Raw genomic sequence first — 24,012 nt, 5'->3', positions numbered from 1 at the left:
ATGACCATGACAGGCGCCACCGGCGGACTTCCGGGAAGGGCCGCGCTGGCCCTTCTCGGGCTCATCGTCGGCGGCGCCTTCGCGGGCCTCGCCCTGTCGGCCTGGCGCCAGGGTGGCGACGTGGCCGGCGCCTTCGATACCTATCTCTGGAATGCCGCCCGCTTCACGCTGTGGCAGGCGGCACTCTCCACACTTCTCTCGGTCGTCCCGGCGCTCCTCCTGGCACGGGCGCTGTTCCTGAACCCCCGCTTGCCCGGGCGCGGCCTGGTCATCGGCCTGTTTGCCCTGCCGCTGGCCATCCCCTCCATCGTCGCCGCCATGGCCACGCTGGCGCTCTATGGCCGTGCCGGCCTGCTGGCCCCGTGGCTTGGCCCGTTGGCGGGCGGGTCCTGGCCCGGTGTGTTCGGCCTCTCGGGCATCCTGCTTGCCCATGTCTTCTTCAACCTGCCTCTGGCCACCCGCCTCTTCCTCGAAGCGCTGGACGCCATCCCGCCCGATCGCTGGCGTCTCGCCGCCCAGCTGGGCATGCCGGCGCCATCGCGTTTCCGCCTCATCGAATGGCCCGCGCTCGGTGCCGCGCTTCCCGGTGCCGCGGGCCTCGTTTTCATGCTCTGCGCCACCTCTTTCGCCATTGTCCTCACGCTCGGCGGCGGACCCGGCGCCTCCACCCTCGAGGTCGCCATCTACCAGGCGCTGCGGTTCGATTTCGATCCGGCCCGTGCCGCCGCCCTGACGCTGACCCAGCTGGCCCTGACCGGCCTCCTCGTCGCCGGGCTCATGCGCATCGGCGCGCCGCTGACAGGTGAAGCCAATCTCACGCTCTCGCGCCAGTCGTGGCGCCCGGCGCCATCCCCGTTCGAGCGCCGGCTCGCCATGGTGGTCGTGCTCGCCGGCACGGCCTTCGTCGCCGGGCCCATCCTGGCCATTGCCGTCGCCGGGCTCAGGGCCGACCTCGCCCGCCTTGCCATGGAGCCGGACCTGCATCGCGCGCTGGCCACGAGCCTCGTCATCGCCCTCGCCTCGGCCCTGCTGGCCCTGGCGCTCACGCTGGCCCTGCTCCGCCTGCGGCTGGACCGCGAGCGCAGCCGGCGCGTGCCGCGCCCCGGCTGGCTCGAATGGCTTGCCGGCAACGGATCCGCGCTGATCCTCCTCGTGCCGCCCGTTCTGGTCGGCGCCGGCTGGTTCATCCTCGCCGTCGAGGCCGGCCAGGTGCGCCACACAAACCTGTTCGGCCCGGTTCTGGTCGTCACGGTCAATGCCGCGATGGCCATGCCTTTCGTCATGCGCCTGCTGCGCCCTGCCCACGATGCCGCTGCCGAGCGCCATGACCGCCTCGCCGCCAATCTCGGCATGTCCGTCTGGACCCGCCTGCGCCTAGTCGATCTTCCCGCGCTGAAACGCCCGCTGGTCGCCGGATTCGCCTTCGCCATGGCCCTTTCGCTCGGCGATCTCGGCGTGATCGCGCTTTTCGGCTCCGACGATTTTGAGACCCTGCCATGGCTGCTGCTGGCCCGCATGGGCAGCTATCGCACGGCGGATGCGGCCGGCCTTGCCCTCATCCTTGCGCTTCTTTGCCTGTTGCTCATGATGGCCGCGGGCCGTGCAGGGAGGCAGCAGGCATGAGCAGCGGGCTTGCCATCACGATGGAAGCGGTTCACCTGGCCCTGGATGGGTTCGAGGCCGCGTTCGACACCGGGATCGAGGCCGGCAGCATCACCGCGCTGGTCGGACCGTCCGGCTCCGGCAAGTCGACCTTTCTCAACCTCGTGGCCGGCTTCGAACGGCCCGACAGCGGCCGGATTCTCATCGGCGGGCGCGACATGACCGCCATTGCGCCGGCCGGCCGCCCCGTCTCCATGGTGTTCCAGGAAAACAACCTGTTCGGCCACCTCGACATTGCCGCCAACGTCGGCCTCGGCCGGTCGCCGTCCCTGCGCCTGACCGCGTCGGACCGCAGCGATGTCGAGGCCGCGCTGGCCCGGACCGGCCTCGCCGGCAAGGGCCATCGCAAGCCGGCCGAACTGTCCGGCGGCGAACGCCAGCGCGCCGCCCTCGCCCGCGTGCTGGTGCGCGACCGTCCGGTCCTGTTGCTGGATGAACCCTTTGCCTCGCTGGGTCCGGCCCTGCGCCGGGACATGCTGGCGCTGCTGCGCGATCTGCAGGCGGAAACCGGCATGACCCTCGTGATGGTCACCCACCATCCCGACGATGCCGTCTGGCTGGATGGAAATGCACAATTCCTCGAAGCCGGGCGCATCGCGGCCCGGGGGCCGGCCGCATGGCTCTTCGGGCCTGATGGACCCGGGGCTGTTCGGCGCTATATCGGCGCAAAATGAGGAAACAGGCCGCCTTTCTGCCCGCTTGCCGCCGCAATTGCATCTGACACAGGGCCCTGCAGCCTTGCCATCGCTATGGTCCTGTGGCTACGTGAACCCGAAGACGGTGCGCCCCCACGCCTGATTTGCCGACGAGTGGATGAACTGGAACACCTGTTGCCCGATACCCTGTCTTTCGCGACACCGTTTCGCACGCTGATCCGTCACGCGGCGCTTGTCCTGCTGGCAATCACCGTATCGGCCTGTTCGCTGACGGGCCAGGATGGCGCGGACGGACTGTTGAAGCCCTCGGACCACCCGGTCACGTTCGAGACGTCGGCCAAGGATGCGCGCATGCGCAAACTGGCCGAAGCCCAGCATCCGAAGATTCTGGAAACCTACGGCGGTGAATATTCCGACCCCAAGCTGGAACGCATGGTCGCCCGCGTCGTCGGCCGCCTGATCGCCGTGTCGCAGGACCCCGACCAGTCCTACAAGATCACGATCCTAGATTCCCCGTCGATCAACGCCTTCGCCCTGCCCGGTGGCTTTCTCTACGTGACGAGGGGGCTTCTCGCGCTGGCCAACGACGGTGCCGAGCTGGCCGCCGTACTGTCCCATGAAATGGCCCACGTGACGGCCAACCATGGCATCCAGCGCCGACAGGCGGAACAGGAAGCCGGCATCGCGGAAAAGGTGGCGCAGGATGTCCTCGCGGGCGATCCCAAGGCACGGGCCGCCGTGATCCGCGGCAAGCTGCGCCTGGCCGAGTTCTCGCGCAACCAGGAACTCGAGGCCGACGCCATCTCCATCAAGCAGATCGGCGAGGCCGGCTTCGATCCCTTTGCCGCCGCCCGTTTCCTGCGCTCCATGAGCGCCTATTCGCAGTTCCGCTCGGTCAGCGGCGCAAAGGATCCGTCGCTGGACTTCCTCGCATCCCATCCTTCCAGCCAGCGCCGGATCGAACTGGCGCTGCGCCATGCCCGCACCATCGGTCCGCAGGGCACCGGTATCACCGACCGCGATGCCTATCTCGACGGGATCGATGGCATCCTCTATGGCGACACGCCGACCGAGGGTTTCGTCCGCGGACGCAGTTTCCTGCACCCGCGCCTCGGCATCCGCTTCTCCGTCCCCGAAGGATTCGTGATCGACAACGCCGCCGCGGCGGTAACGGCAGCCGGCCCCGGCGACATGGCGGTTCGCTTCGACGGCATTGCCGTCGACAGCGGAACCAGCCCTGCCGCCTATATCGCGAGCGGCTGGGTGTCCGGCCTGGACGAAACCTCCATCCGCCCGATGACCATCGGCGGCTTGCCCGGCGCGACGGCGCAGGCGCGCGCGGATGGCTGGAAATTCGATATTGCTGTCATGCGGTCCGGCCCGCAGATGTTCCGCATGCTCACCGCCGCGCCGCTTGCCAGCAACGACCTCGAGTCCACAGCGGCCTTCGTGCGCGACAGCTTCGCCGTCATGTCCGAAGCCGAGCGAAATTCGTTGCGGCCGCTGCGCGTTCGCGTCGAACGGGTCAAGTCCGGCCAGACCCTGGCGCAACTGGCGGCCCGCATGTCGGGCACCGACCGCAAGCTCGACCTGTTCCGGCTGCTCAATGCGCTTGGTCCGGGCAACGCGATCTCGGCCGGCGACCGGGTCAAGATCGTCACCGACCGGTAGACCGGCCGGCACGCGGCCGGCAGGGTCACGACAAGGACGTGGCGGGGATCAGTGCTGCGCCATCCGCGGGTCGGCGGCCAGCAGCGCGCCGTGCAATTTCTCGATGGCCCGGTTCTCGATCTGGCGGACACGCTCTTTCGAGATGCCGAGCTTGGCACCAAGCGATTCCAGCGTCGCCCCATCCTCGGTCAGCCGGCGCTGGCGGATGATGAACAGTTCGCGGTCATTGAGCACGTTGAGGGCGCCGTGCAGCCATTTTGACCGCCGCTCCTCGTCGATGGCGCCGCCGACGATCTCGTCGGGCTGCGGCGCGTCGGACACGAGGAAATCCATCTTTTCCGCGCCCGTCTCCTCGCTCTGGCTGACGGTCATGTTCAACGAGGTATCCGGGCCGGACAGGCGCGAATCCATCAGCGCGACGTCGTTCTTGGAAACGCCGAGCTTCTGCGAAATCTGGCTGTGGATTTCATCGATGTTGACCGGCTCCGGCCCACGCGACAATTTCGCGCGCAGGCGGCGGAGGTTGAAGAAAAGCGCCTTCTGCGTGGAGGAGGTTCCGCCGCGAACGATTGACCAGTTGCGCAGGATGTAGTCCTGGATGGATGCCCGGATCCACCATGTCGCATAGGTGGAGAAGCGGACCTCCCGTTCCGGGTCGAAGCGGGCAGCTGCCTCGAGCAGGCCGACATGGCCCTCCTGGATCAGGTCGTTGAGCGGGAGACCGAAGTTGCGGAACTTGGCGGCCATGGAGATGACGAGGCGCATGTGCGCCGTCGTGATCCGGTGCAGCGCCTCCTGGTCCTTTTCCTCCTTCCATCGCACGGCCAGTGCGAGTTCTTCCTCGCGTTCAAGGTAAGGCGCCTTCATGGCGGCCCGGACCATGCGATTGCGTATGGCGTCGTCGGACATGGATGCCTCCGGAAAGGTTTGGAACCTTGTTCTTCTCTACGCGGCGGCCGCCATCCGGATCAGGATGCAGACTGCTTGAACATACAACGCCACCTGTCGCGTAACTGTTCCAGCAAGGATTTCGTTCCACCCGGTTCAAAAAAAATGATGCGAACGAGCTGCATCTTTTCAGCCGGCTTCTTCGGAAATCCGGTTGCTATTACGATTTTGTTTTTTATTTCAATGCTTTGATCGACGCTCACTTGCATCTCCTGCGTCCCGGCGGTGGCGGGCTCCAGGCATGAAAAAGCCCCGGCAGTTCGCTCTGTCGGGGCTCGTCACATTGAAGTGAACGCTGTGTTCGCTTGATCCGCGCGGGACATGAAACCGTCAGGAACGGCCTGTTGGTCCCGTCCCAGCGGTGCCGTCGTCAGGCGGCGGCGGTCTCAGGCAGCCTCTTCCTGGTCGGCTTCCTCGTTGTCGGCCTTGGCGCCGCGGCGCGGACCCTTGTTGAGGTTCTGCTCGATCAGGTTGACGGCTTCCGTCTCGCTCATCTTGTTGACGGCCGCGATCTCGCGCGCCATGCGGTCGAGCGCAGCCTCGTAGAGCTGGCGCTCGGAGTAGGACTGCTCCGGCTGGTTTTCCGCGCGATAGAGGTCACGCACGACCTCGGAGATCGAGATCAGGTCACCGGAATTGATCTTCGCGTCGTATTCCTGCGCTCGCCGCGACCACATCGTCCGCTTGACGCGGGCACGGCCCTGCACGACCTTGAGCGCGCGATCGACGTAGTCGGTCTCGGAAAGCTTGCGCATGCCGATGGACACGGCCTTGGCGACCGGCACTTTCAGCCGCATCTTGTCCTTTTCGAAGTCGATGACGAAAAGCTCCAGCTTGTGGCCAGCCACTTCCTGTTCCTCGATGGCGACGATCTGGCCGACGCCGTGCGCCGGATAGACGATGCTTTCGCCGGTCTTGAAACCCTGACGCTGTGCCGATTTCTTCTGCTGGGTAGCCATACGCATTCTTACTCCCTGTTGGACCCGGGCTGCTGCGCCCGTGTCGGAATCGGGCCGGCGGTCATGCAATAGCAAGCCGAGGACAAGCCGCTCCGCCCGACACTCAATCGCCCTTCGGTCAAGGCTGCGAAGCCTTGCCCTGGATGACCTTGGCCTGACTGGTGAGGCTTGAACCTTTCAAAGATTAACGCGCGAGGCGCTCATGGCTGATTGCACTATCCGGCATGGAAGACTACGGATATCACAAAAAAGCGAAAGAATCAAGATTTTGCCGCAAGCGCGAACAAAACGCCCCTTTCGCTCATGACGAAAAGGTTAATGACGTTACGTTAACGTTTAGCGCGTTCCGCGCACCGCGTATACGGATTTATTCGTCGCCGGTTCCCGGCTCTGCCGAGAAGTATTTCTCCAGCTTGCCGGGCTCGCCGTCAAACTTCTCCGCATCCGCCATCTGGTCCTTCTTGACCGTGATATTTGGCCAGACCGAGGCATATTCCGTGTTCAGCTTCAGCCAGCTCTCAAGACCCGGCTCCGTGTCCGGCTTGATCGCCTCCGCCGGGCATTCCGGCTCGCAGACGCCGCAATCGATGCACTCGTCCGGATGGATGACGAGCATGTTCTCGCCTTCGTAGAAACAGTCGACCGGGCACACCTCCACGCAGTCGGTGTATTTGCACTTGATGCAATTATCGGTGACGATATAGGTCATGAACGGCTCCGGCGCTTGACGCATCGCTCTGGACTTTTGCGTGTCAGGTAACGGCTTTGCGCGGCCCTGACAAGAGCAAGCTTTGTCGCGGCAGAGCCATTTTCGGCCAAGATTTTGCGTTGCGTCATATTAGCGCGCCATGGCGGCAGCCGGTTTCATCAGCCGTCCTGCCCCTTGAGCCGGTCGGTGGCCCGGCGCTCCTTCTTGGTCGGACGTCCCTTTCCGGCCTCGCGCACCGGCGCAAGCTGGTCCGGCAATTGCCGGTCGCGCGGCGGCGCCGGCGTGGACAGGTCCTCGTAGAGCAGCCGCGCTTCCTCGTAGGGCCCACGGCGCGTCCCGGCGGAAACCACCCGGAGCACCAGCACACGCTCATCCAGCGTCACCGTCAGCACGTCGCCGGGCTTGGCCGCCTTGGCCGCGTTGTCGGTTTTCTCGCCGTTGATCCGGACACGGCCCGCCTGGACGAGCTTTGCCGCCAGCGAACGCGATTTCACGATGCGGACAAAGAACAGCCACTTGTCCAGGCGCTGGCGTTCGTCGCCCTGCGGGGCGCTTTCGCCCGTCATGGCATCACGCGCCCGCCGGGGAAGGGCAAGGGGTCACTTGCCCATCTTGTCCTTCAGTGCCGCCAGCTTGGCGAACGGCGAATCCGGGTCGATCCGCTGCGGCTTGGCCTCGCGCACCGGCTTGGCACCCTGCGGCCGGTCAGGCTTGCCGCCCGGCTTCGGGCCACGTTTCGGCGCGCCGCCCTTGCCCTTGAACCCGTCGCGCCGCGGCTGGTTGTCCCGGTCGCGCCCGCCGCCACGTCCCTGGTGAGGACGCCCGCGGCCCTCCGGCCGTCCCTGGCGCCAGACGGTCACGGTCTTGGGCGCTTCGGTGTCAGCCTCCGCCTCGCTGGGCGCTTCGGCTGCGGCGGCCGGCGCTTCCGTCCCGCCGGCTTCCGCAACAGCAGCCTCCGCCTCGGCCGTGGCCACGGGTGCTTGGCCCTCTTCGGCGGCAACCGGCGCCTCGACGGCACTGTCCCCGCCGTCATTCGCCCCGGCTTCGGCATGTCCGGCGTCCTGCGGCTTGCTCGCCACGTCAAGCGCATCGAGATGCGCCTGCACCTCGTCCGCCGGCTTGGTCTCGCCGCGGTAGCCGAGCGCCTTCAGGATTTCGTCCATGTCCTCGGCCGTCGCGCCGAGGATCGACATCATCGCCGGCGTCACGATGAACGCCCGCCCGTCGTAGCCGCCGTCCGGGCGCGCACCCTGGCCCGGCTGCCACGACACGGCCGGGCGAATGAGATCGGCCAGCCGTTCAAGGATGTCGACGCGCACCGCGCGCCGTCCGAGAACCCGGAACCCTGCCAGGCGGTAGAAATCCGGCTTGAAGGCCGGATCGGTGACCACCGAGGTCCGCCCCGCCGCCATCGCGGCCACGACATCGCCGAAGCCCGCTTCGTCCCGCGCATCGTGGAACAGCGCCCACAGCGTGGTGATCAGCCCGGCCGGCGCCGGCTTCAGCAGGGCCGGCACGAACAGGTGATAAGCGCCGAACCGGACGCCCAGCTTGCGCAGGCCCGCCCGCGTGTCCTGGTCGAGCGCCTTGACCTCGTCGGCGATCTCGCGCCGGTTGACCACGCCCATCTGCTCGGCGATGCGGAACGCGATGCCCTTGGCGATGCCTTCCAGGCCGTCGCCCGAGGCAAGGTCCTGCAGCGGCTTGAGCAGGCTTTCGACCTGGTATCCCACGAAACGCTCGGCCCGCGCCGCGACCTTGTCGCGCGCTGCCCCTGTCAGTTGCTCGTCGGCCAGCAGGATGACGCGCGGCTTGAGCACCTGGTCCCCCGCGGCGAGCAGTGCCACCGGCGCGCCGAGCCAGCGCAGCATCCCGTCGGAGGACAGCGCCAGGTCGCCGTTCGGGCAGGCGGCGAAGCGCTCGGCCCGCGCCTCGAACTCCTGGCCCAGCGCCTTCTGCGCGGCGGCCTTCACCGCCTTGGCATCCTCGCCTTCGGCAGTGGTGTCGGCCGTGAACCGGAACCCCTGCAACTGACCGACATGATGCCCTTCGACCGTAACGTCCCCGTCGGGGCTGATTTCCGCTTCCAGCATGGTATTTTCTCTCAAGCGCCTCATGAGCACGGATGTCCTGCGGTCTACGAAGCGTTTCGTCAACCTTTCATGCAGGGCGTCCGACAGTCTGTCCTCGATCTCGCGTGTTTTTTCCTGCCAGTGTGCCGGATCGGCCAGCCATCCCGGCCGGTGCGACACGAAGGTCCAGGTCCGGATCTGCGCCACGCGCGCCGACAGCGTGTCGATATCGCCGTCGGTCCGGTCCGACCGGCGCACCTGTTCGGCCATGTAGTCCTCGTCGACCCGGCCATGGCGGGCAAGATCGCCGTAGAGCTGGCCGATGATGTCGGCGTGCTGCGCCGGCGCGATGCGCCGGTAGTCCGGCAGCGCGCAGACGTCCCACAGCAGTTCCACGCGCTCCCGGTTGGTTGCCAGCGCCTGCACCTCGGGATCGCGCGAAAGGAAGCCCAGCGCCTGCTGGTCCACCGCGGGCAGTGCCCGCGTCAGGCCTTCCACCGGCGGAATCGTCTCCAGCGAATGGGCGAGCGCGGCAAGGCTGGAAAAATCGAAACGCGCCGTACGCCACTGCAAGGTTCGCACCGGCGCGAAATCATGCGCCTCGAGCCGCTCGACCAGTTCGTCCTCGAACATGTCGGCCTGCCCGGTGACGCCGAACGTCCCGTCCCGCGTGTGGCGCCCGGCGCGGCCGGCGATCTGGCCGAGCTCGGCCGGCGTCAGCTGGCGATACTGGTAGCCGTCGAACTTGCGCGTCTGCGCAAAGGCGACGTGATCGACATCGAGGTTGAGCCCCATGCCGATCGCATCAGTTGCCACCAGGAAATCGACGTCGCCCGACTGGTAGAGGCCGACCTGGGCGTTGCGTGTGCGCGGGCTGAGCGCGCCGAGCACCACGGCGACCCCGCCGCGCTGCCGCCGGATCAGTTCGCCGATGGCATAGACCTCGTCGGCGGAAAACGCGACGATGGCCGACCGGCGCGGCAGCCGGGTGATCTTCTTGGAACCCGACCAGGCCAGGTGCGACATGCGCGGACGGGTCACGACATTGAGGCCCCGCAGCAGGCTTTCGAGGATGCCGCGCATCGTACCGGCGCCCAGCAGCAGCGTTTCCTGGCGTCCACGCAGGTGCAGGATGCGGTCGGTGAAGATGTGCCCTCGTTCCAGGTCGCCGGCCAGTTGCACCTCGTCGATAGCCACGAAGGAAGCGTCCGTCTGGCGCGGCATGGCTTCCACCGTGCACACCGAGTAGCGTGCACCCGGCGGGTTGATCTTCTCCTCGCCGGTCACCAGTGCCACGTTGCCCGCGCCCACCTTCTCGCAGACACGGCCGTACACCTCGCGCGCCAGCAGGCGCAGCGGCAGGCCGATCACCCCGCTGTCATGGGCAACCATGCGCTCGATCGCCAGGTGCGTCTTGCCGGTGTTGGTCGGCCCCAGCACCGCGGTGACGTCCCGTCCGGACAGGACGAGCGGCTGGCTGGAGGTTGCGGATGCGGTCATCGGGCTCCGAATGGATCGTCATGTGTTGCAGGCCGCCGGCATGGGACATGCGCCGGACCGGCCTTCATTTCCGGGTCACTTCCAAAGCACAGCTGCGCGTCCCCTGCAAGCAGAACCGGGCCGGCTTCGACCCCGGAAGTTGTGGTTTGATGCCGCTACCCCCGGAACGAGTCTGGAACGGGACTGGAACGAATCGCTGACTCGCGCCGATTCCGGGTTTGTTCCCGCCAGGGCCGATGGAATGCGCGGCGGGCCCGGTCGCCCGCCCTAGCTGACCGCCTGGCACCGGCTCCAGCGTTCGGGCGCCCCGGCCTTGCCGTCGATGGTGCGGACGAGGTCCATGGCTTCCTCGGAGAGCTGCTGCATCTCAACCACCTGGCCTTCTTCCGGGTCGCCCGCCGGCCCCTCGTAGCGGAACCGGTGCCGGCTGTAGTCGCCGATGATGTCGGCGCCGGACGGAATGGTGATCGCCGGGCCGTCGATGCGCAGGTGCTTGCCCCCGGGCGAACACCAGTCGCCGTCGATCCGGTCGGCCAGGGCCGGGGAGACACCGGCCAGCAGGAGCAGCAGGCAGGTCGAAGCCGTTGTGAAGCGGGATATCATGGATTGCGAACTCCCTTGTGTGACCGGGAGAGCATAGCGTCACGCAGCGCCGGCATGAAGGCCCGGCGGACCCGCAAAAGGAAGCGGGCGCCCGAGGACGCCCGCCACTGATGCCGAAGGCTGTTTCTTCTTAAGAGAAATACTGCCCGCCGTTGGCCGAGATGGTCGAACCGGTGATGAAGCCGGCCTCGTCGGACGCCAGGAAGACCACGCAACGCGCGATCTCTTCCGGCTCGCCCAGACGGCCGACCGGGATCTGGCTGATGATGCTCTCGCGCACCTTCTCCGGCACCGCCATCACCATGTCGGTGGCGATATAGCCCGGCGCCACGACGTTGACCGTGATGCCGGCACGCGCGCCTTCCTGCGCCAGCGCGCGTGTAAAGCCGATATCGCCGGCCTTCGCAGCCGAATAGTTGGCCTGGCCCGCCTGGCCCTTCTGGCCGTTGATCGAGGAGATCGTGACCACGCGGCCGAACTTGCGGTCGCGCATGCCGCCCCAGACGTTGTGCGTCATGTTGAAGACGCCGGTCAGGTTGGTGTCGATCACCTCTTTCCACTGCTCCGGCGTCATGCGGTGGAACATCGAATCGCGCGTGATGCCGGCATTGTTGATGAGCACCGCCACCGGGCCGAGGTCTGCCTCGATCTGGGCAATGCCGGCCTTGCAGGCTTCGTAGTCGGCGACCGACCACTTGTAGGTCTTGATGCCGGTTTCCTTGGTGAACTTCGCCGCCGCTTCGTCATTGCCGGCGTAGTTGGCGGCCACCGTGTAGCCGGCTTCCTTGAGTGCGACGGAAATGGATGCGCCGATGCCGCGCGATCCGCCCGTGACGATTGCTACCTTGGACATGATTTCCTCCTCCCCTTGATGGGACGGACCGGGAAAGCGGGTTGTTGAAGGGTTACGCGGGCTTGCGCCCATGAATTCCCTTCGCCGCGCTGCCATCCCCGTCCGCCAGTCTCTGTCTGCTCGTTGCCGTTGATCTGTCTCACATCGCTTCGAAGCACATGGCCACGCCCATGCCGCCGCCGATGCACAGCGTGGCCAGGCCCTTCTTCGCGCCGCGGCGCTTCATCTCGAAGGCCAGCGTGTTGAAGATGCGCGCGCCCGATGCGCCGATCGGGTGGCCGATGGCGATGGCGCCGCCGTTCACGTTGACGATGTCCGGGTTCCAGCCCATGTCCTTGTTGACCGCACAGGCCTGCGCGGCGAAGGCCTCGTTGGCTTCCACCAGGTCGAGATCGTCGACCGTCCAGCCGGCCTTTTCCAGCGCGCGGCGCGACGCCGGGATCGGCCCGGTGCCCATGATCTGCGGATCGACGCCGGCGGTCGCCCAGGAAACGATGCGCAGCAGCGGGGTAATGCCGCGGCGCGAAGCCTCGTCCTCGGTCATCAGCACGGCCGCCGCGGCGCCGTCGTTGATGCCCGACGCGTTGGCCGCCGTCACCGAGCCTTCCTTGTCGAAGGCCGGGCGCAGCTTGGCCACGCTGTCCATCGTCACGCCGTGCTTGATGTACTCGTCGTCCGACACAACCACGTCGCCCTTTCGGGTCTTCAGGGTGACGGGAACGATCTCGTCCTTGAACCGGCCGGCCTTCTGCGCGGCTTCCGCCTTGTTCTGCGAGGCCACGGCAAAGGAATCCTGGTCGTCGCGGGTAAGCTGCCACTGGCGCGCCACGTTCTCCGCCGTGTTGCCCATGTGGTAGCCGTAGAAGGCGTCGGTCAGGCCGTCACGGATCATCGTGTCGATCATCTTCATGTCGCCCATCTTCACGCCGGAGCGCAGGTGCGCGCAGTGCGGCGCCATCGACATGCTCTCCTGGCCGCCCGCCACGATCACGTCGGCATCGCCGAGCGCGATCTGCTGCATGCCAACGGCGATGGCGCGCAGGCCCGAGCCGCACAGCTGGTTGAGGCCCCAGGAGGTTGCCTCCTGCGGAATGCCGGCGGCCATGGCGGCCTGGCGGGCCGGGTTCTGGCCTTCGCCGGCAGACAGGATCTGCCCCATGATCACCTCGTTGACTTCCTTCGGGTCAACGCCGGCCCGTTCGAGGGCGCCCGCGATGGCGACCGAGCCGAGGACGTGGGCAGGGGTGTTGGCGAACGAACCGTTGAAGGATCCGACGGGCGTGCGTGCCGCGCTGGCGACGACAACCGATTTTGACATGATGGTTCTCTCCCTTGAAGCTGGAGCTGGACAGGTGCCGTCACGTTTGCCCCTCCGCGCGTCAAAGTCAAACAGGACCTTGGGCGGATTTGGGCCAAGCCGGGCGGGTGCCGGGCTTATCGCAACGCAATATGACAGGGTGACGGCACGGTGCGCTGAATTAGCACTTCACGCAATGCAGTGCACAATTCGCTTGGAAACTCATGACTTTTGCGAATATGCTGCGCAGCATGGTGGCCTATCCGGCCGACAGGCAACCGGTTCGAACCAGGGAGGCGGACATGGCGAACAAGAACGATCCGGTGGTGATCAAGAAATACGCAAACCGGCGGCTCTACAACACCGGCACCAGCACCTACGTGACGCTGGAAGACCTCTCCGAGATGGTGAAGAAGGGCGAGGAATTCACCGTTCAGGACGCCAAGACCGGTGAGGACATCACCCACACGGTCCTGACCCAGATCATCTTCGAGCTGGAAAACAAGACCGGTCAGTCCATGCTGCCGATTCCCTTTCTGCGCCAGCTGATTGCCTTCTACGGCGACCAGATGCAGATGATCGTTCCCAGCTTTCTCGAACAGTCGATGTCGGCCTTCACCAAGGAACAGGAGCGCCTGCGCGCACAGATGAAGGACGCCCTTGGCAATACGCCGATGGGTTCGATGATCGACAACCCCACCATGAAGGTGCTGGAGGAACAGACCCGGCGCAACATGGAAGTGTTCCAGAACGCCATGCGCATGTTCTCGCCCTTCAGCGCCATGCAGGGCGGCGCGCAGGGCAAGGATGCCGCGCCAGGCGACGAGAAACCGGCGGCCAAAAGCAAGGAAGAAGAGGCCAACCTGTCCGAACTGAAGGAACAGATTGCTGCCATGCAGCGCAAGCTCGACGCCATGTCCTGACCCCGGCTCCCAAGCGGAACAACAAAGCCCCGGCGCCTGATATATCAGACGCCGGGGCTTTTTCTTGCATTGCACATCGGCCTTCGCCGCGCCGTATGGTCCGCCAACCGGTCCGGATCCCGCCGGTTCACCGGCTCGCAGATCCGCGGATCAGCCGGAAGAAGAGGCTCCGTGGCGCTACCAGCCGGCCGCCATGCCGTCCTTGCGCGAATCGGACCCGGCTTCCAGGAAACCCGTGGCGCGGTTGATCAGGATCGCCTGCGCTCCGCCCCAGGCCTTTGCCGTTGGCGCCACGGCGTGCCCCCGCGCGACGAGGCCGCGCAGCGTTTCCTGCGGCACGTGGGCCTCGTGGCGAAGCGTTCCCGTCTCGTCCCAGAACAGGCGCGGGTGATCGATGGCTGCCTGGACATCCATGCCGTGATCGACGAGGTTGGAAAACACGTGCGCATGGCCCATCGGCTGGTAGGCGCCGCCCATGACGCCGAAGCTGACCGCGGCCTGCCCGTCCTTCATCGCCATCGCCGGGATGATCGTGTGCATCGGCCGCTTGCCGCCCGTCAGCTCGTTCGGATGGCCGGGCTGGAGGCTGAAACAGCCGCCTCGGTTCTGCAGCACGACCCCGCTTTCCGGCGTCACCACCTGCGATCCGAACCCGGAATAGATGGAATTGATGAAGGAGACGGCCCGCCGGTCGCGGTCGACCACGGTCAGGTAGACGGTATCGGCGTCCGGCAGGACGGGCAGCACGATGTCGCCAGCCCGCCGCGCCGGGTCGATGCGCGCCGCCAGCGCCTCGGCATGCGACCGTGCCAGGATCTGGGCGGTCGTCGCCGTCATGCTCGCCGGGTCTGCGACCAGAAGATCGCGCACGGCATAGGCCAGCCGCGCGGCCTCGATCTCGACGTGGAAGCGCTCGGCGCTGTCCGGCGGCAGCTTGCCCGCCCCCAGGACGTCGAGGATGTTCAGGATCACCAGCGCCACGATGCCCTGGCCGTTGGGCGGGATTTCCAGCACGTCGTGCCCGCCGTAGCGCGTCGCGACCGGCGCCACCCAGTCGGCTTCGACAGCCGCCAGGTCGCCCGCGTCCATGAACCCGCCCGCCTTGCGCACCGTGGCGGCGATCTCCTCGCCGATGGCGCCCTCGTAGAAGGCCCGTGAACCGCCCGCCGCGATGGCCCGCAGCGTCTTCGCCAGCGCCGGGAAAGCGAACCGCTCCCCCGTCACCGGCGCCCGCCCGTCGATGAGGCAGTGCCGTGCCGCGCCCTCGTCACGCGCCAGCCCCGCGGCAAGGCCCGCCCAGTCCCACGCGACCCGCTCGTGGATGGCGAACCCGGCCTCGGCATAGCCGATCGCCGGCCATAGCAGGGCGCCGAGCCCGCGCGTTCCGAACCGGTCTGCCAGCGCTTCCCACGCCTTGACGGCGCCCGGCACCGTGATCGACAGCCCGCCTGTCTGAGGCATCCGCTCGTGGCCGAGATCGCGAAGCTTCGCCGCGTCCGCCGACGCCGCGGCCCGGCCGGAGCCGTTGAGCCCGTAGACGCTGCCGTCCGGCTCCGCGACGATGGCGAAACAGTCGCCGCCGATTCCTGTCATCTGCGGCTCGACAACCGCCAGCACAGCCGAGGCCGCGATGGCGGCGTCCACCGCGTTGCCGCCGTCCTTCAGCACGTCGAGCGCCACGACGGTGGCCAGCGGATGCGACGTGGCGGCCATGCCGTTCTCGGCGATGACCCGCGACCGCCCGGGCAGTTCGAATGTCCGCATGTCCGGAAGCCCTAGCCGAAGGTGACGTCGCGGCCGGCCGCGCGCAGCGAGACGGAGAAGCCGGCCAGCACGTCGACCAGCGCGATCACCATCAGCAGGAAGAACAGCGACGTCGAGGCGCCCTGAACCAGCAGAAACTCCACCAGGTAGGCGACGAAGACGAAGGTCGACAGCAGGTGGTCGATCACCGAGGAATTGTTCGTCCGGGTCGCCTTGAGGATCTCGAAGAACAGCAGCAGCAGCGCGATCACCATGATGAGGTCGGAGACGGTCATCGTGAAGACCCCGCCCGACATCATGTGCATCGAGAAGACGCTGCCGGAAAACGGCGCATCCGCCGCCCCGAAAACACCGGCCAGGCCGAGATTGTAGATCAGGAACGGGATGATGAGCAGGGGAATGAGACCGAGCACGGCAGGTGTCCTCCAGGGGGATTCGCGGTGCGCGGATGGTGGTGTGCCCGCCCGTCCGCGTCAAGCCGCAAGCAGGCAAACGAAAACCGGCCGCCCAGGGGCAGCCGGTTCGAAATCGCTTCAACGCCGCAAGGCGCCGTCGATTATTCCTTGGCTTCCAGAACCTGGCGGCCGCGGTACATGCCGGTCTTCAGATCGACATGGTGCGGACGGCGCAGTTCGCCGGAATTCTTGTCCTCGACGTAGGTCGGGTTCTTGAGCGCATCGGCGGAGCGACGCATGCCGCGCTTGGACGGCGACACTTTTCTTTTCGGTACAGCCATTGTTCTACTCCGGTATAAGGCAGACAGGCCAGCCGCATCACGCCCCGGCGGAGCGGCGGTCCGGCTTGAGACTCCTGAAATCCGCGCCGCCTATACACGCCCGCAAGCCGTTTGACCAGCGCTGGCGCCAAAAAAAGTGCTGTCCGGTCAATCGGTCGCCACGCAGCCCACGTAGCCGCCCGCCTTGCGCGCCCGCCGTTCGATCACCCGGGCGACACGCTGCATCGCCCGCGACGGCTTGGACGGAATGCGGACATAGGGGTTCGGCAGCGAGGCGGTCAGCAGCGCCGCCTGCCGCGCCGAGAGCTTCGCGGCACTGCGACCGAACTGCTTCTGCGACGCGGCTTCCACGCCGTAGATGCCGTCTCCCAGTTCCGCGATGTTGAGATAGATCTCCATGATCCGCCACTTTGGCACGATCGCGTCGAACATGATCGCCATCGGGATCTCCAGCGCCTTGCGGACATAGGACCGGCCCGGCCAGAGAAACAGGTTCTTGACCACCTGCATGGTGATGGTCGAGGCCCCCCTCACCTCCTCGCCATCCAGCGCATCGTCGATCACCTTGTTCAACTCGGCGAAATCCACACCGTAATGCCCGCAGAACTGGCCGTCCTCCGACATGATCACCGAGTGGACCAGGACCGGCGCGACATCTTCCAGTTCCACCCATTGCCGCTCGTAGGACTTCAGCTTGGCAAGGTCGCCGATCATCAGCGTCGAGACGGGATGCACGAAGGGCAGCAGGTAGATCAGCGTCAGCAGCACCGGCAGCACTGCGACCGCGACGGCGGCGAGCAGCGCGCGCAGGCCCCACCGGCGCCATCGCCGCACCGGCTTGGCGGCCGGCTTGGCAGCCGGCTTCGCGGCGGCCTTTGTCTTCTTGCGGTTGCTTGTCTTGGCTGCCACGAGCTTGTGTCCCGGATCGATCCTTCCGACATAACCCGCACGGCTTCCTGCCGCAATGCAGGGCTTGGAACCGCGCACGCTTGACCCTGCGGAGATTTCGGCGCATGCGCTTCTTCATGACCGAGACGCCCGATTTCCCGACCGCCCTGTCCCAGCATGCCGAAGCCATCGGGCGCCTGCTCGGCGATCTGCTGGACACCCGTCCGCTGGATGGCGAGATCGTCCGCCCCGGCCACCTCATGGCGGCCATGCGCCACGGCGCGCTCAATGGCGGCAAGCGCCTGCGTCCCTTCCTGGTCATCGAGAGCGCCCGCTTGTTCGGCAGCACCGGAGACGCCGTCATGCGCACCGCGGCGGCACTGGAATGCGTCCACTGCTACTCGCTGATCCATGACGACCTCCCGGCCATGGATGACGATGACCTGCGCCGCGGCATTCCCACGGTTCACAAGGCCTTCGACGAAGCGACCGCCATCCTGGCGGGCGACAGCCTGCTCACCTTCGCCTTCGACATCCTCGCCGACCCGGCCACCGACCTTCCCGACGCGACGAGGACCGCGCTGGTGCTGAAGCTTGCCCGCGCCGCCGGCCCGGGCGGCATGGCCGGTGGCCAGGCACTTGATCTCGACGCCGCCCGCGAGCGCCCGGACGAGGAAGGCATCATCCGCCTGCAGGCGATGAAGACCGGCGCGCTGATCCGCTTTGCCTGCGAGGCGGGCGCGCTCGCCGCCGGAGCGCCCTCCGCCGATGCCGACCGGATGGCTGCCTTCGGCTCGGCCATTGGCCTGGCATTCCAGCTCGCCGACGACCTTCTGGACCTGACCGCCGATACCGAAACCATGGGCAAGGCGACCGGCAAGGATGCCGGTGCCGGCAAGGCGACCCTGGCCGGCCTGCATGGCGAGGCCTGGACCCGCCGCCAGCTCCAGGCCCTCGTCGGCGAGGCCTGCGACCTGCTGGCTCCCTATGGGGAACGGGCATCGATGCTCGTCGAGGCCGCCCGCTTCGTCGCGGCCCGGGACCGCTGACGGGCCACCGGAAACCGCCCCGTCCCGCATCCGCGCAACGGCGCCTTCCGCACACCGGGATGCGTCGAATTTTCGCAGAATTAAGCGCAATTTAATCCTATTTACGGATCGTGGGACAAACGACCTTCATCGTTAAGGCCCCCTTATGTCCAAAGTTCTCACCCGAGCCTATCTGCGCACCCGGATTCTGCTCGCCATGGCATTGATGATCGCCTGCGTGATCGGGGGCACCAGCTATGTCTACCTGAACACGGAGATCACCAAGCGGTCGGCCCAGTTCAACGCCGTCATCTCGGAAGCGGCCAATGCGACGGAACTGCTTCTCTACCAGATCGGCCAGATCGATTCCGTGCGCAAGGACCCGGTCTACCGGTTCAAGGCGAAGGCCGACAGGGAACATGCGATCAGGGACATCCAGACCCGGCTCGACGAGTCGCTGACCCGCCTGGAGCGAGCCTTCAGCACCATTGCGCGGACCGAGAACGACGACATCACGATGAACGAAAGCCAGCGTCTCACGCTGGAACAGGGCGGCCAGGAGATCCTCCAGTCGCCGCTGGCCGGCCTGCGCATGCCGTCGGCCCTTCGCTCGATATGGTATGGCGAGAAGTCGGGTTTCCGGCTGAAGGATTCGCTGGAGACCATCATCTCGCAGGCCAATCGCATCGGGCTCTACCGCGATCTCTCGGCACCGGCGGCAACGCGCACCTTCAACCAGGTTCGCCATCTTGCAACCGACCAGCTGAGACCGGGACTGGCCACGGTCAACAGGCAACTCGGCGAGGAGGTCATCTCCGCCCAGGACGGCTTGCGCTATGCCATGCTGATGACCGCGGGCTTCATCTGCATTTCCTGCCTGATCATCGGCCTCGCCATCCTGATGCCGCTGGAGGCCGCCGTCATCGATGCCCAGGAAAAGCTGGAGCGGTCCCGCAACGATGCCGAGACGGCGCGCGAGGCCGCCCAGGCCGCCGACCGGGCCAAGTCCGAATTCCTGGCCAACATGAGCCACGAGATCCGCACGCCCATGAACGGCGTGCTCGGCATGGCCGAACTGCTGGCCAAGACCAGCCTGAATGCCCGCCAGAAGACCTTCACCGACATCATCGTCAAGTCGGGCAACGCGCTGCTGACGATCATCAACGACATCCTCGACTTCTCGAAGATCGACGCCGGCCAGCTGGAACTCGACCCGGCCCCCTTCCGCATCGGGGAGGCCGTGGAGGATGTCGCCACGCTGGTGTCCGCCAAGGTGGCCGAGAAGGACCTGGAACTGATCGTGCGCATCGATCCCGGGCTTCCCGCCGTCCTGTTCGGCGATGTCGGCCGCTTCCGCCAGATCGTCACGAACCTCCTCGGCAACGCGGTCAAGTTCACCGAGGCTGGCCACGTGCTGGTCGATGTCACCGGCGAAACCCGTGACGGCATCGCCCATGTCCGCATCTCGGTCGAGGATACCGGGGTCGGCATTCCCCGGGACAAGCTGCAGGCTGTCTTCGACAAGTTTGCCCAGGTCGATGGCTCCTCCACCCGCCGCCATGAAGGCACCGGTCTCGGCCTCGCCATTGCCTCCCGCCTGATCGACCTGATGGGCGGCGAGATCGGCGTCGAATCGACCTATGGCGAAGGCTCCACCTTCTGGTTCACGGTGCCAATGCCGGTGACGGAGACCGGCAGCGGAGCGCGCAGCCTGCCGGTCGATGTTTCCGGCGCACGCGTGCTCATCATCGACGACAACCCGGTCAACCGCTCCATCCTCACCGAGCAGCTGACCTCGTGGGATTTCGAGAGCGCCGCCGCGGAGAGCGGGGCCGTCGGCCTCGCCTTCATCGACCGCGCCACCGAACTGGGCATGAAGATCGATTGCGTCATCCTCGACTACCAGATGCCGGGCATGAACGGAGAGGACGTCCTGCGCGAGATGCGGAAGCGGCCGTCGGGTGCCGACATCCCGGTCATCATGCTGACCTCCGTCGACCATGCGGATGTCAGCCGCATGATCCTCAACCATGGCATCACCGCGCAACTGACCAAGCCGGCCCGCTCGTCGCTTCTCCTCGAGACGCTGGTGGAATCGCTGCAGGTCGCCAGGTCCGCACCGCTCCGGGCGCAAAATGCAGGCGCGGAGAGCGCCAGCCCTTCCGTGGCAACGCAAGACACCCCGGAACGCCCGGCGCAGGAACCGGCGAAGCCGCGTGAAATGCGCTTTGCCGGCGGCAAGCCGGCATCCATCGATATCCTTGTCGCCGAGGACAACGAGGTCAACCAGATCGTCTTCTCGCAGATTCTCACCGGCCTCGGCGTGACCTTCAAGATCGTCGGCAACGGGCGGCTCGCGGTGGAGGCCCATCGTACCCACAAGCCCGCGCTGATCGTCATGGACGTGTCCATGCCGGAGATGAACGGGCTCGAGGCCACGGCGTTCATCCGCCAGGCCGACGCGACGGCCGGAAGCCACACGCCGATCATCGGCGTCACAGCCCACGCCCTGAAGGGTGACCGCGAGCGCTGCATCGAGGCGGGGATGGACGATTACCTCTCCAAGCCCGTCTCGCCGGACAAGCTGTCGGAAAAGATCGCAAAGTGGCTCAGGAGGGCCGGCGCCCAGGCCGCGTGACCCGGCGCGCCTCAGCGGTTGCGCATGACGAGGCAGGAGCCGCCCGCCGCCCGCAGCTTGCGGCAGATCAGTTCGGCATTGGCGCGTTTGTCCGCGCCGATCCGCACCGCGTAGATGCCGCGCCGCCCGATGGGCGTTCGCACCCGGCTCACCACCGGCTTGTGCCCCTTGAGCAGCGAGGCGAAACGGCCTTGCAGCCGCTGCCATTGCCGGATGGCTGCCGACCGGCGGAAATTGCCGGCCACCTGCACGCCCCACGGCAGCGTGTGCACGCGCGCCATCGGGATCGTCGCCGCCGCGATCACCGGCAGCTTGCGGCATGCCGCGTCGAAACCGAGTTTCTCGTCCAGCGGACGGATCGTCGCCGCATGCGTGGCATCGGCGAAATTGTCGGCCGGTTCCCCGAGGATCGAGAGCACGTAGTCCTCCGTCTCCAGCGGCAGGAAACCGCCCTTGGCGATCCAGCGGTTCAGGCGGCCCTCCCCGGCATTGTAGCCGATTGCCGCGCGCCCGAGGTTGCCGTAGGTGGTCTTCATTTCCGCCAGGTAGGCCGCCGAGGCGGGAATGGCCTGCGTCATGTCGAAACTGTCGGCAAGCCCGCGCTGTTTCGCCGTTCCCGGCATGAACTGCGCAATGCCTTCCGCCCCGACGGGGCTGACGGCCTCTGCATCGAAACGGCTTTCCTTCCAGATCAGCCGGGCAAGAAAATCACGCGGCAGTCCGTGCGTGTCGGCGCTGTCGCGGATCAGCGTGCAGACCGTGTCGAGATGCGCCTTCGGGTCGGGCGCCGGCGGATCGGCCTTGTCCTCGGCCGCCGCCGGTCCGGCCAGCAGCGTGGCGATCATCGCCGCGATGGCGTCATTCCGCGGCCGCATGGCTCCCGCGCCCGAAGCGCCGCTCGATGTAATCGGCCACCATGACCTGGAATTCCCCGGCGATGTTGGCGCCGCGCAGCGTGGCCACCTTCTTGCCGTCGACGAAGACGGGGGCCGCCGGCATCTCGCCGGTTCCCGGCAGCGAGATGCCGATGTCGGCATGCTTGCTCTCGCCCGGCCCGTTGACGATACAGCCCATCACGGCCACCGACAGGGCCTCGACGCCCGGATACTTCTCGCGCCAGACCGGCATGTTGGCGCGCAGGTCCTCCTGGATGGTCTGCGCCAGTTCCTGGAACACGGTCGAAGTCGTCCGGCCGCAGCCCGGGCAGGCCGCCACGATCGGCACGAACTGGCGGAAGCCCATGGTCTGCAGCAGTTCCTGCGCCACCTGCACCTCGCGCGTCCGGTCGCCGCCCGGCTCCGGGGTCAACGAGATGCGGATGGTGTCGCCGATTCCCTGCTGCAGCAGGATGCCCATCGCCGCCGACGAGGCGACGATGCCTTTCGATCCCATGCCGGCCTCGGTCAGGCCGAGATGCAGCGCGTGGTCCGAGCGCGACGCCAGCATGGTGTAGACGGCGATCAGGTCCTGCACCTGCGACACCTTGGCCGACAGGATGATCTTGTCGCGGCCAAGCCCGATCTCCTCGGCAAGGTCCGCCGACAGGAGCGCCGACTGCACGATCGCCTCGCGCATCACTTCCACCGCGGTCAGCGGCGCGCCCCTGGCGTGGTTGTCGTCCATCAGCCGGGTCAGCAGTTCCTGGTCCAGCGACCCCCAGTTGACGCCGATCCGCACCGGCTTGTCGTGCCGGATGGCAGTCTCGACGATGGCCGCGAACTGCCGGTCCTTCTTGTCCTTGAAGCCCACGTTGCCCGGGTTGATCCGGTATTTCGCCAGCGCCTCGGCACAGGCCGGGTGCTCCTTCAGCAGCTTGTGTCCGATGTAGTGGAAATCGCCGACCAGCGGCACCGAGATGCCCAGCCGGTCGAGCCGCTCGCGGATCCGCGGCACCTGGGCGGCCGCCTCGTCGCGGTCGACGGTGATGCGGACGATCTCCGAGCCGGCCCTCGCCAGCGCGGCGACCTGGGCCACCGTCGCATCGGCATCGGCCGTGTCCGTATTGGTCATCGATTGCACCACCACCGGCGCGTGGCCGCCCACCATCACGTCGCCGACACGCACGCCAACGGTGGTCTTGCGCGGAAACGGAGCCGAGAAATACTGCGTCATGGCGATCCTGCCGGTCTGATGGGCTTTGCTGCCCGATGTGGCGGCCAAAGGCCGGATTGTCAACGGCCTGCCGATGCGGCGGCTATCCTGCGCGGCGAAGATGACGCAAATTTAATGCGGCTTCTGGTTGACCTTTCCCTGCACTGCAACAATCTTCTTTTGCATCGCAACAAGGTTCGGGAGTTCACCATGTCCACGCCACGCACTGCCGTCATCACCGGCTCCACTTCCGGCATTGGCATGGGCGTCGCCCACGCGCTGGCCGCCAACGGCTGCAACATCGTCATCAATTCCTTTTCCGACAGCGCGGCCGACCACGCCGTTGCCGCCGACATGGCCAGGGAGCATGGCGTCAAGGCCATCTACATCCAGGCCGACATGTCGAAACCCGACCAGTGCCGCGCCCTCGTCTCGAAGGCCGCCAACGAGTTCGGCACCGTCGACATCCTCGTCAACAACGCCGGCATCCAGTACGTGGCGAAGATCGAGGAATTCCCGCCGGAGAAATGGGATGCCATCCTCGCCATCAACCTGTCTTCCTCCTTCCACACCATCGCCGCCGCCGTGCCGCTGATGAAGGCGGCCGGCTGGGGCCGGATCGTCAACATCGCCTCCGCCCATGGCCTGACCGCCTCGCCCTACAAGTCCGCCTATGTCTCGGCCAAGCACGGCCTCGTCGGCCTCACCAAGACCGTGGCGCTGGAGATGGCCGAGGCCCGCGTCGCCGTCACCTGCAACGCCATCTGCCCCGGCTACGTGAAGACGCCGCTCGTCGAGGGCCAGATCGAGGACCAGATGAAGGCCCACGGCATGAGCCGCGACGAGGTGATCGAGAAGGTTATCCTCGAACGCCAGCCGACCAAGGAATTCGCCACCGTCGAGGAGATCGGCGGCACCGCGGTTTTCCTGTGTTCCGATGCGGCCGCCCAGATCACCGGCACGACGATTTCCGTCGACGGCGGCTGGACCGCCCTCTGAGAAGGGACATGGCAT

The 24,012-nt window shown here is 66.7% G+C and carries 22 protein-coding genes; 7 read left to right on the top strand and 15 right to left on the bottom strand.

Annotated features, from left to right (window positions below):
* From thiP to CSC94_RS15875, 3 genes are all read left to right on the top strand, one after another.
* Window positions 1-1,623 (top strand): thiamine/thiamine pyrophosphate ABC transporter permease, encoded by a 1,623-nt coding sequence (gene thiP / locus CSC94_RS15885; RefSeq protein ID WP_099307341.1) that lies wholly within the window; start codon window positions 1-3, stop codon window positions 1,621-1,623.
* Complete coding sequence (locus CSC94_RS15880) at window positions 1,620-2,336, top strand: thiamine ABC transporter ATP-binding protein (RefSeq protein WP_099307340.1); 717 nt, start codon at window positions 1,620-1,622, stop codon at window positions 2,334-2,336. The genes thiP and CSC94_RS15880 overlap by 4 nt, the downstream gene beginning before the upstream one ends.
* Before the next feature lie 135 nt (window positions 2,337-2,471).
* Window positions 2,472-3,989 carry a M48 family metalloprotease gene (locus CSC94_RS15875; protein ID WP_425356528.1) on the top strand — a complete coding sequence of 506 codons (1,518 nt, stop codon included), beginning with the start codon at window positions 2,472-2,474 and terminating at the stop codon, window positions 3,987-3,989.
* A gap of 48 nt (window positions 3,990-4,037) precedes the next feature.
* Here the strand turns inward: CSC94_RS15875 and CSC94_RS15870 are convergent, their stop codons facing one another.
* The 9 genes from CSC94_RS15870 to CSC94_RS15835 all read right to left on the bottom strand — a co-directional run bounded on the left by CSC94_RS15870 (window position 4,038) and on the right by CSC94_RS15835 (window position 12,951).
* A complete protein-coding gene (locus CSC94_RS15870; RefSeq protein WP_099307338.1) occupies window positions 4,038-4,898 on the bottom strand; it encodes an RNA polymerase factor sigma-32 in 861 nt (286 codons plus the stop codon).
* Window positions 4,899-4,957: 59 nt separating this feature from the next.
* Window positions 4,958-5,140, bottom strand: coding sequence for a hypothetical protein (locus CSC94_RS24265; RefSeq protein WP_133122911.1), 183 nt, complete (start codon window positions 5,138-5,140; stop codon window positions 4,958-4,960).
* Between the two features lie 183 nt (window positions 5,141-5,323).
* Window positions 5,324-5,896, bottom strand: a complete 573-nt coding sequence (locus tag CSC94_RS15865; RefSeq protein WP_099307337.1) for a CarD family transcriptional regulator — start codon at window positions 5,894-5,896, stop codon at window positions 5,324-5,326.
* A 367-nt stretch (window positions 5,897-6,263) separates the two neighbouring features.
* The gene (fdxA, locus tag CSC94_RS15860; RefSeq protein WP_099307428.1) at window positions 6,264-6,605 is read right to left on the bottom strand and encodes a ferredoxin FdxA; all 342 of its coding nucleotides are present in this window, start codon (window positions 6,603-6,605) and stop codon (window positions 6,264-6,266) included.
* A 158-nt stretch (window positions 6,606-6,763) separates the two neighbouring features.
* Entirely contained in the window at window positions 6,764-7,171 is a 408-nt protein-coding gene (locus tag CSC94_RS15855) for an RNA-binding S4 domain-containing protein (RefSeq protein ID WP_099307336.1), read from the bottom strand.
* A gap of 33 nt (window positions 7,172-7,204) precedes the next feature.
* Window positions 7,205-10,177, bottom strand: coding sequence for a helicase-related protein (locus CSC94_RS15850; RefSeq protein WP_099307335.1), 2,973 nt, complete (start codon window positions 10,175-10,177; stop codon window positions 7,205-7,207).
* A 267-nt stretch (window positions 10,178-10,444) separates the two neighbouring features.
* A complete protein-coding gene (locus CSC94_RS15845; protein WP_099307334.1) occupies window positions 10,445-10,780 on the bottom strand; it encodes a hypothetical protein in 336 nt (111 codons plus the stop codon).
* 130 nt (window positions 10,781-10,910) lie between these two features.
* Entirely contained in the window at window positions 10,911-11,633 is a 723-nt protein-coding gene (phbB, locus tag CSC94_RS15840) for an acetoacetyl-CoA reductase (protein WP_099307333.1), read from the bottom strand.
* 139 nt (window positions 11,634-11,772) lie between these two features.
* Window positions 11,773-12,951: an acetyl-CoA C-acetyltransferase gene (locus tag CSC94_RS15835; RefSeq protein WP_425356527.1), complete on the bottom strand. Its 1,179-nt coding sequence runs from the start codon at window positions 12,949-12,951 to the stop codon at window positions 11,773-11,775.
* A gap of 281 nt (window positions 12,952-13,232) precedes the next feature.
* Between CSC94_RS15835 and phaR the strand changes: the two genes are divergently transcribed.
* Window positions 13,233-13,853, top strand: coding sequence for a polyhydroxyalkanoate synthesis repressor PhaR (gene phaR / locus CSC94_RS15830; protein WP_099307427.1), 621 nt, complete (start codon window positions 13,233-13,235; stop codon window positions 13,851-13,853).
* 177 nt (window positions 13,854-14,030) lie between these two features.
* Here the strand turns inward: phaR and CSC94_RS15825 are convergent, their stop codons facing one another.
* The 4 genes from CSC94_RS15825 to mtgA all read right to left on the bottom strand — a co-directional run bounded on the left by CSC94_RS15825 (window position 14,031) and on the right by mtgA (window position 17,187).
* Entirely contained in the window at window positions 14,031-15,617 is a 1,587-nt protein-coding gene (locus CSC94_RS15825) for a gamma-glutamyltransferase family protein (RefSeq protein WP_165784458.1), read from the bottom strand.
* A gap of 11 nt (window positions 15,618-15,628) precedes the next feature.
* Window positions 15,629-16,030, bottom strand: a complete 402-nt coding sequence (locus CSC94_RS15820) for a hypothetical protein (RefSeq protein ID WP_099307331.1) — start codon at window positions 16,028-16,030, stop codon at window positions 15,629-15,631.
* A gap of 143 nt (window positions 16,031-16,173) precedes the next feature.
* On the bottom strand, window positions 16,174-16,353 hold the full coding sequence (gene rpmF / locus CSC94_RS15815; protein WP_099307330.1) for a 50S ribosomal protein L32: 180 nt from the start codon (window positions 16,351-16,353) through the stop codon (window positions 16,174-16,176).
* A 147-nt stretch (window positions 16,354-16,500) separates the two neighbouring features.
* Window positions 16,501-17,187: a monofunctional biosynthetic peptidoglycan transglycosylase gene (gene mtgA / locus CSC94_RS15810; protein WP_245408386.1), complete on the bottom strand. Its 687-nt coding sequence runs from the start codon at window positions 17,185-17,187 to the stop codon at window positions 16,501-16,503.
* Window positions 17,188-17,378: 191 nt separating this feature from the next.
* Here mtgA and CSC94_RS15805 point away from each other — a divergent pair, with 191 nt between their 5' ends.
* Window positions 17,379-18,290: a polyprenyl synthetase family protein gene (locus tag CSC94_RS15805; protein ID WP_099307424.1), complete on the top strand. Its 912-nt coding sequence runs from the start codon at window positions 17,379-17,381 to the stop codon at window positions 18,288-18,290.
* A gap of 196 nt (window positions 18,291-18,486) precedes the next feature.
* Window positions 18,487-20,907, top strand: a complete 2,421-nt coding sequence (locus tag CSC94_RS15800; protein ID WP_245408380.1) for a response regulator — start codon at window positions 18,487-18,489, stop codon at window positions 20,905-20,907.
* Between the two features lie 11 nt (window positions 20,908-20,918).
* Here the strand turns inward: CSC94_RS15800 and CSC94_RS15795 are convergent, their stop codons facing one another.
* Both CSC94_RS15795 and ispG read right to left on the bottom strand, forming a co-directional pair.
* A complete protein-coding gene (locus tag CSC94_RS15795; protein ID WP_425356530.1) occupies window positions 20,919-21,752 on the bottom strand; it encodes a lytic transglycosylase domain-containing protein in 834 nt (277 codons plus the stop codon).
* Window positions 21,753-21,765: 13 nt separating this feature from the next.
* Window positions 21,766-23,019: a flavodoxin-dependent (E)-4-hydroxy-3-methylbut-2-enyl-diphosphate synthase gene (gene ispG / locus CSC94_RS15790; protein ID WP_099307422.1), complete on the bottom strand. Its 1,254-nt coding sequence runs from the start codon at window positions 23,017-23,019 to the stop codon at window positions 21,766-21,768.
* Between the two features lie 189 nt (window positions 23,020-23,208).
* On the opposite strand from ispG, the gene CSC94_RS15785 reads away from it, so the two are divergent.
* Window positions 23,209-23,997 (top strand): 3-hydroxybutyrate dehydrogenase, encoded by a 789-nt coding sequence (locus CSC94_RS15785; protein ID WP_099307421.1) that lies wholly within the window; start codon window positions 23,209-23,211, stop codon window positions 23,995-23,997.
* The last annotated feature ends 15 nt before the right edge of the window (window positions 23,998-24,012 follow it).

Origin of the sequence: Zhengella mangrovi, from assembly GCF_002727065.1 — a bacterium.
Lineage (GTDB): Bacteria > Pseudomonadota > Alphaproteobacteria > Rhizobiales > Rhizobiaceae > Zhengella > Zhengella mangrovi.
The sequence above is the reverse complement of the archived record's forward strand: the minus strand, read 5'-3'. Positions and strand labels throughout refer to the sequence as shown.

What these genes read in the sequence shown, in the direction of transcription:
- fdxA (WP_099307428.1), bottom strand. Translation starts at nt 6,605, where the DNA reads ATGACCTATATCGTCACCGATAATTGCATCAAGTGCAAATACACCGAC.
- CSC94_RS15835 (WP_425356527.1), bottom strand. Translation starts at nt 12,951, where the DNA reads ATGTCAAAATCGGTTGTCGTCGCCAGCGCGGCACGCACGCCCGTCGGA.
- CSC94_RS15845 (WP_099307334.1), bottom strand. Translation starts at nt 10,780, where the DNA reads ATGATATCCCGCTTCACAACGGCTTCGACCTGCCTGCTGCTCCTGCTG.
- CSC94_RS15795 (WP_425356530.1), bottom strand. Translation starts at nt 21,752, where the DNA reads ATGATCGCCACGCTGCTGGCCGGACCGGCGGCGGCCGAGGACAAGGCC.
- thiP (WP_099307341.1), top strand. Translation starts at nt 1, where the DNA reads ATGACCATGACAGGCGCCACCGGCGGACTTCCGGGAAGGGCCGCGCTG.
- phbB (WP_099307333.1), bottom strand. Translation starts at nt 11,633, where the DNA reads ATGTCCAAGGTAGCAATCGTCACGGGCGGATCGCGCGGCATCGGCGCA.
- CSC94_RS15825 (WP_165784458.1), bottom strand. Translation starts at nt 15,617, where the DNA reads ATGCGGACATTCGAACTGCCCGGGCGGTCGCGGGTCATCGCCGAGAAC.
- CSC94_RS15880 (WP_099307340.1), top strand. Translation starts at nt 1,620, where the DNA reads ATGAGCAGCGGGCTTGCCATCACGATGGAAGCGGTTCACCTGGCCCTG.
- CSC94_RS15855 (WP_099307336.1), bottom strand. Translation starts at nt 7,171, where the DNA reads ATGACGGGCGAAAGCGCCCCGCAGGGCGACGAACGCCAGCGCCTGGAC.
- rpmF (WP_099307330.1), bottom strand. Translation starts at nt 16,353, where the DNA reads ATGGCTGTACCGAAAAGAAAAGTGTCGCCGTCCAAGCGCGGCATGCGT.
- CSC94_RS15800 (WP_245408380.1), top strand. Translation starts at nt 18,487, where the DNA reads ATGGCATTGATGATCGCCTGCGTGATCGGGGGCACCAGCTATGTCTAC.
- ispG (WP_099307422.1), bottom strand. Translation starts at nt 23,019, where the DNA reads ATGACGCAGTATTTCTCGGCTCCGTTTCCGCGCAAGACCACCGTTGGC.
- CSC94_RS15850 (WP_099307335.1), bottom strand. Translation starts at nt 10,177, where the DNA reads ATGACCGCATCCGCAACCTCCAGCCAGCCGCTCGTCCTGTCCGGACGG.
- CSC94_RS15865 (WP_099307337.1), bottom strand. Translation starts at nt 5,896, where the DNA reads ATGGCTACCCAGCAGAAGAAATCGGCACAGCGTCAGGGTTTCAAGACC.
- CSC94_RS15870 (WP_099307338.1), bottom strand. Translation starts at nt 4,898, where the DNA reads ATGTCCGACGACGCCATACGCAATCGCATGGTCCGGGCCGCCATGAAG.
- CSC94_RS15805 (WP_099307424.1), top strand. Translation starts at nt 17,379, where the DNA reads ATGACCGAGACGCCCGATTTCCCGACCGCCCTGTCCCAGCATGCCGAA.
- CSC94_RS15785 (WP_099307421.1), top strand. Translation starts at nt 23,209, where the DNA reads ATGTCCACGCCACGCACTGCCGTCATCACCGGCTCCACTTCCGGCATT.
- phaR (WP_099307427.1), top strand. Translation starts at nt 13,233, where the DNA reads ATGGCGAACAAGAACGATCCGGTGGTGATCAAGAAATACGCAAACCGG.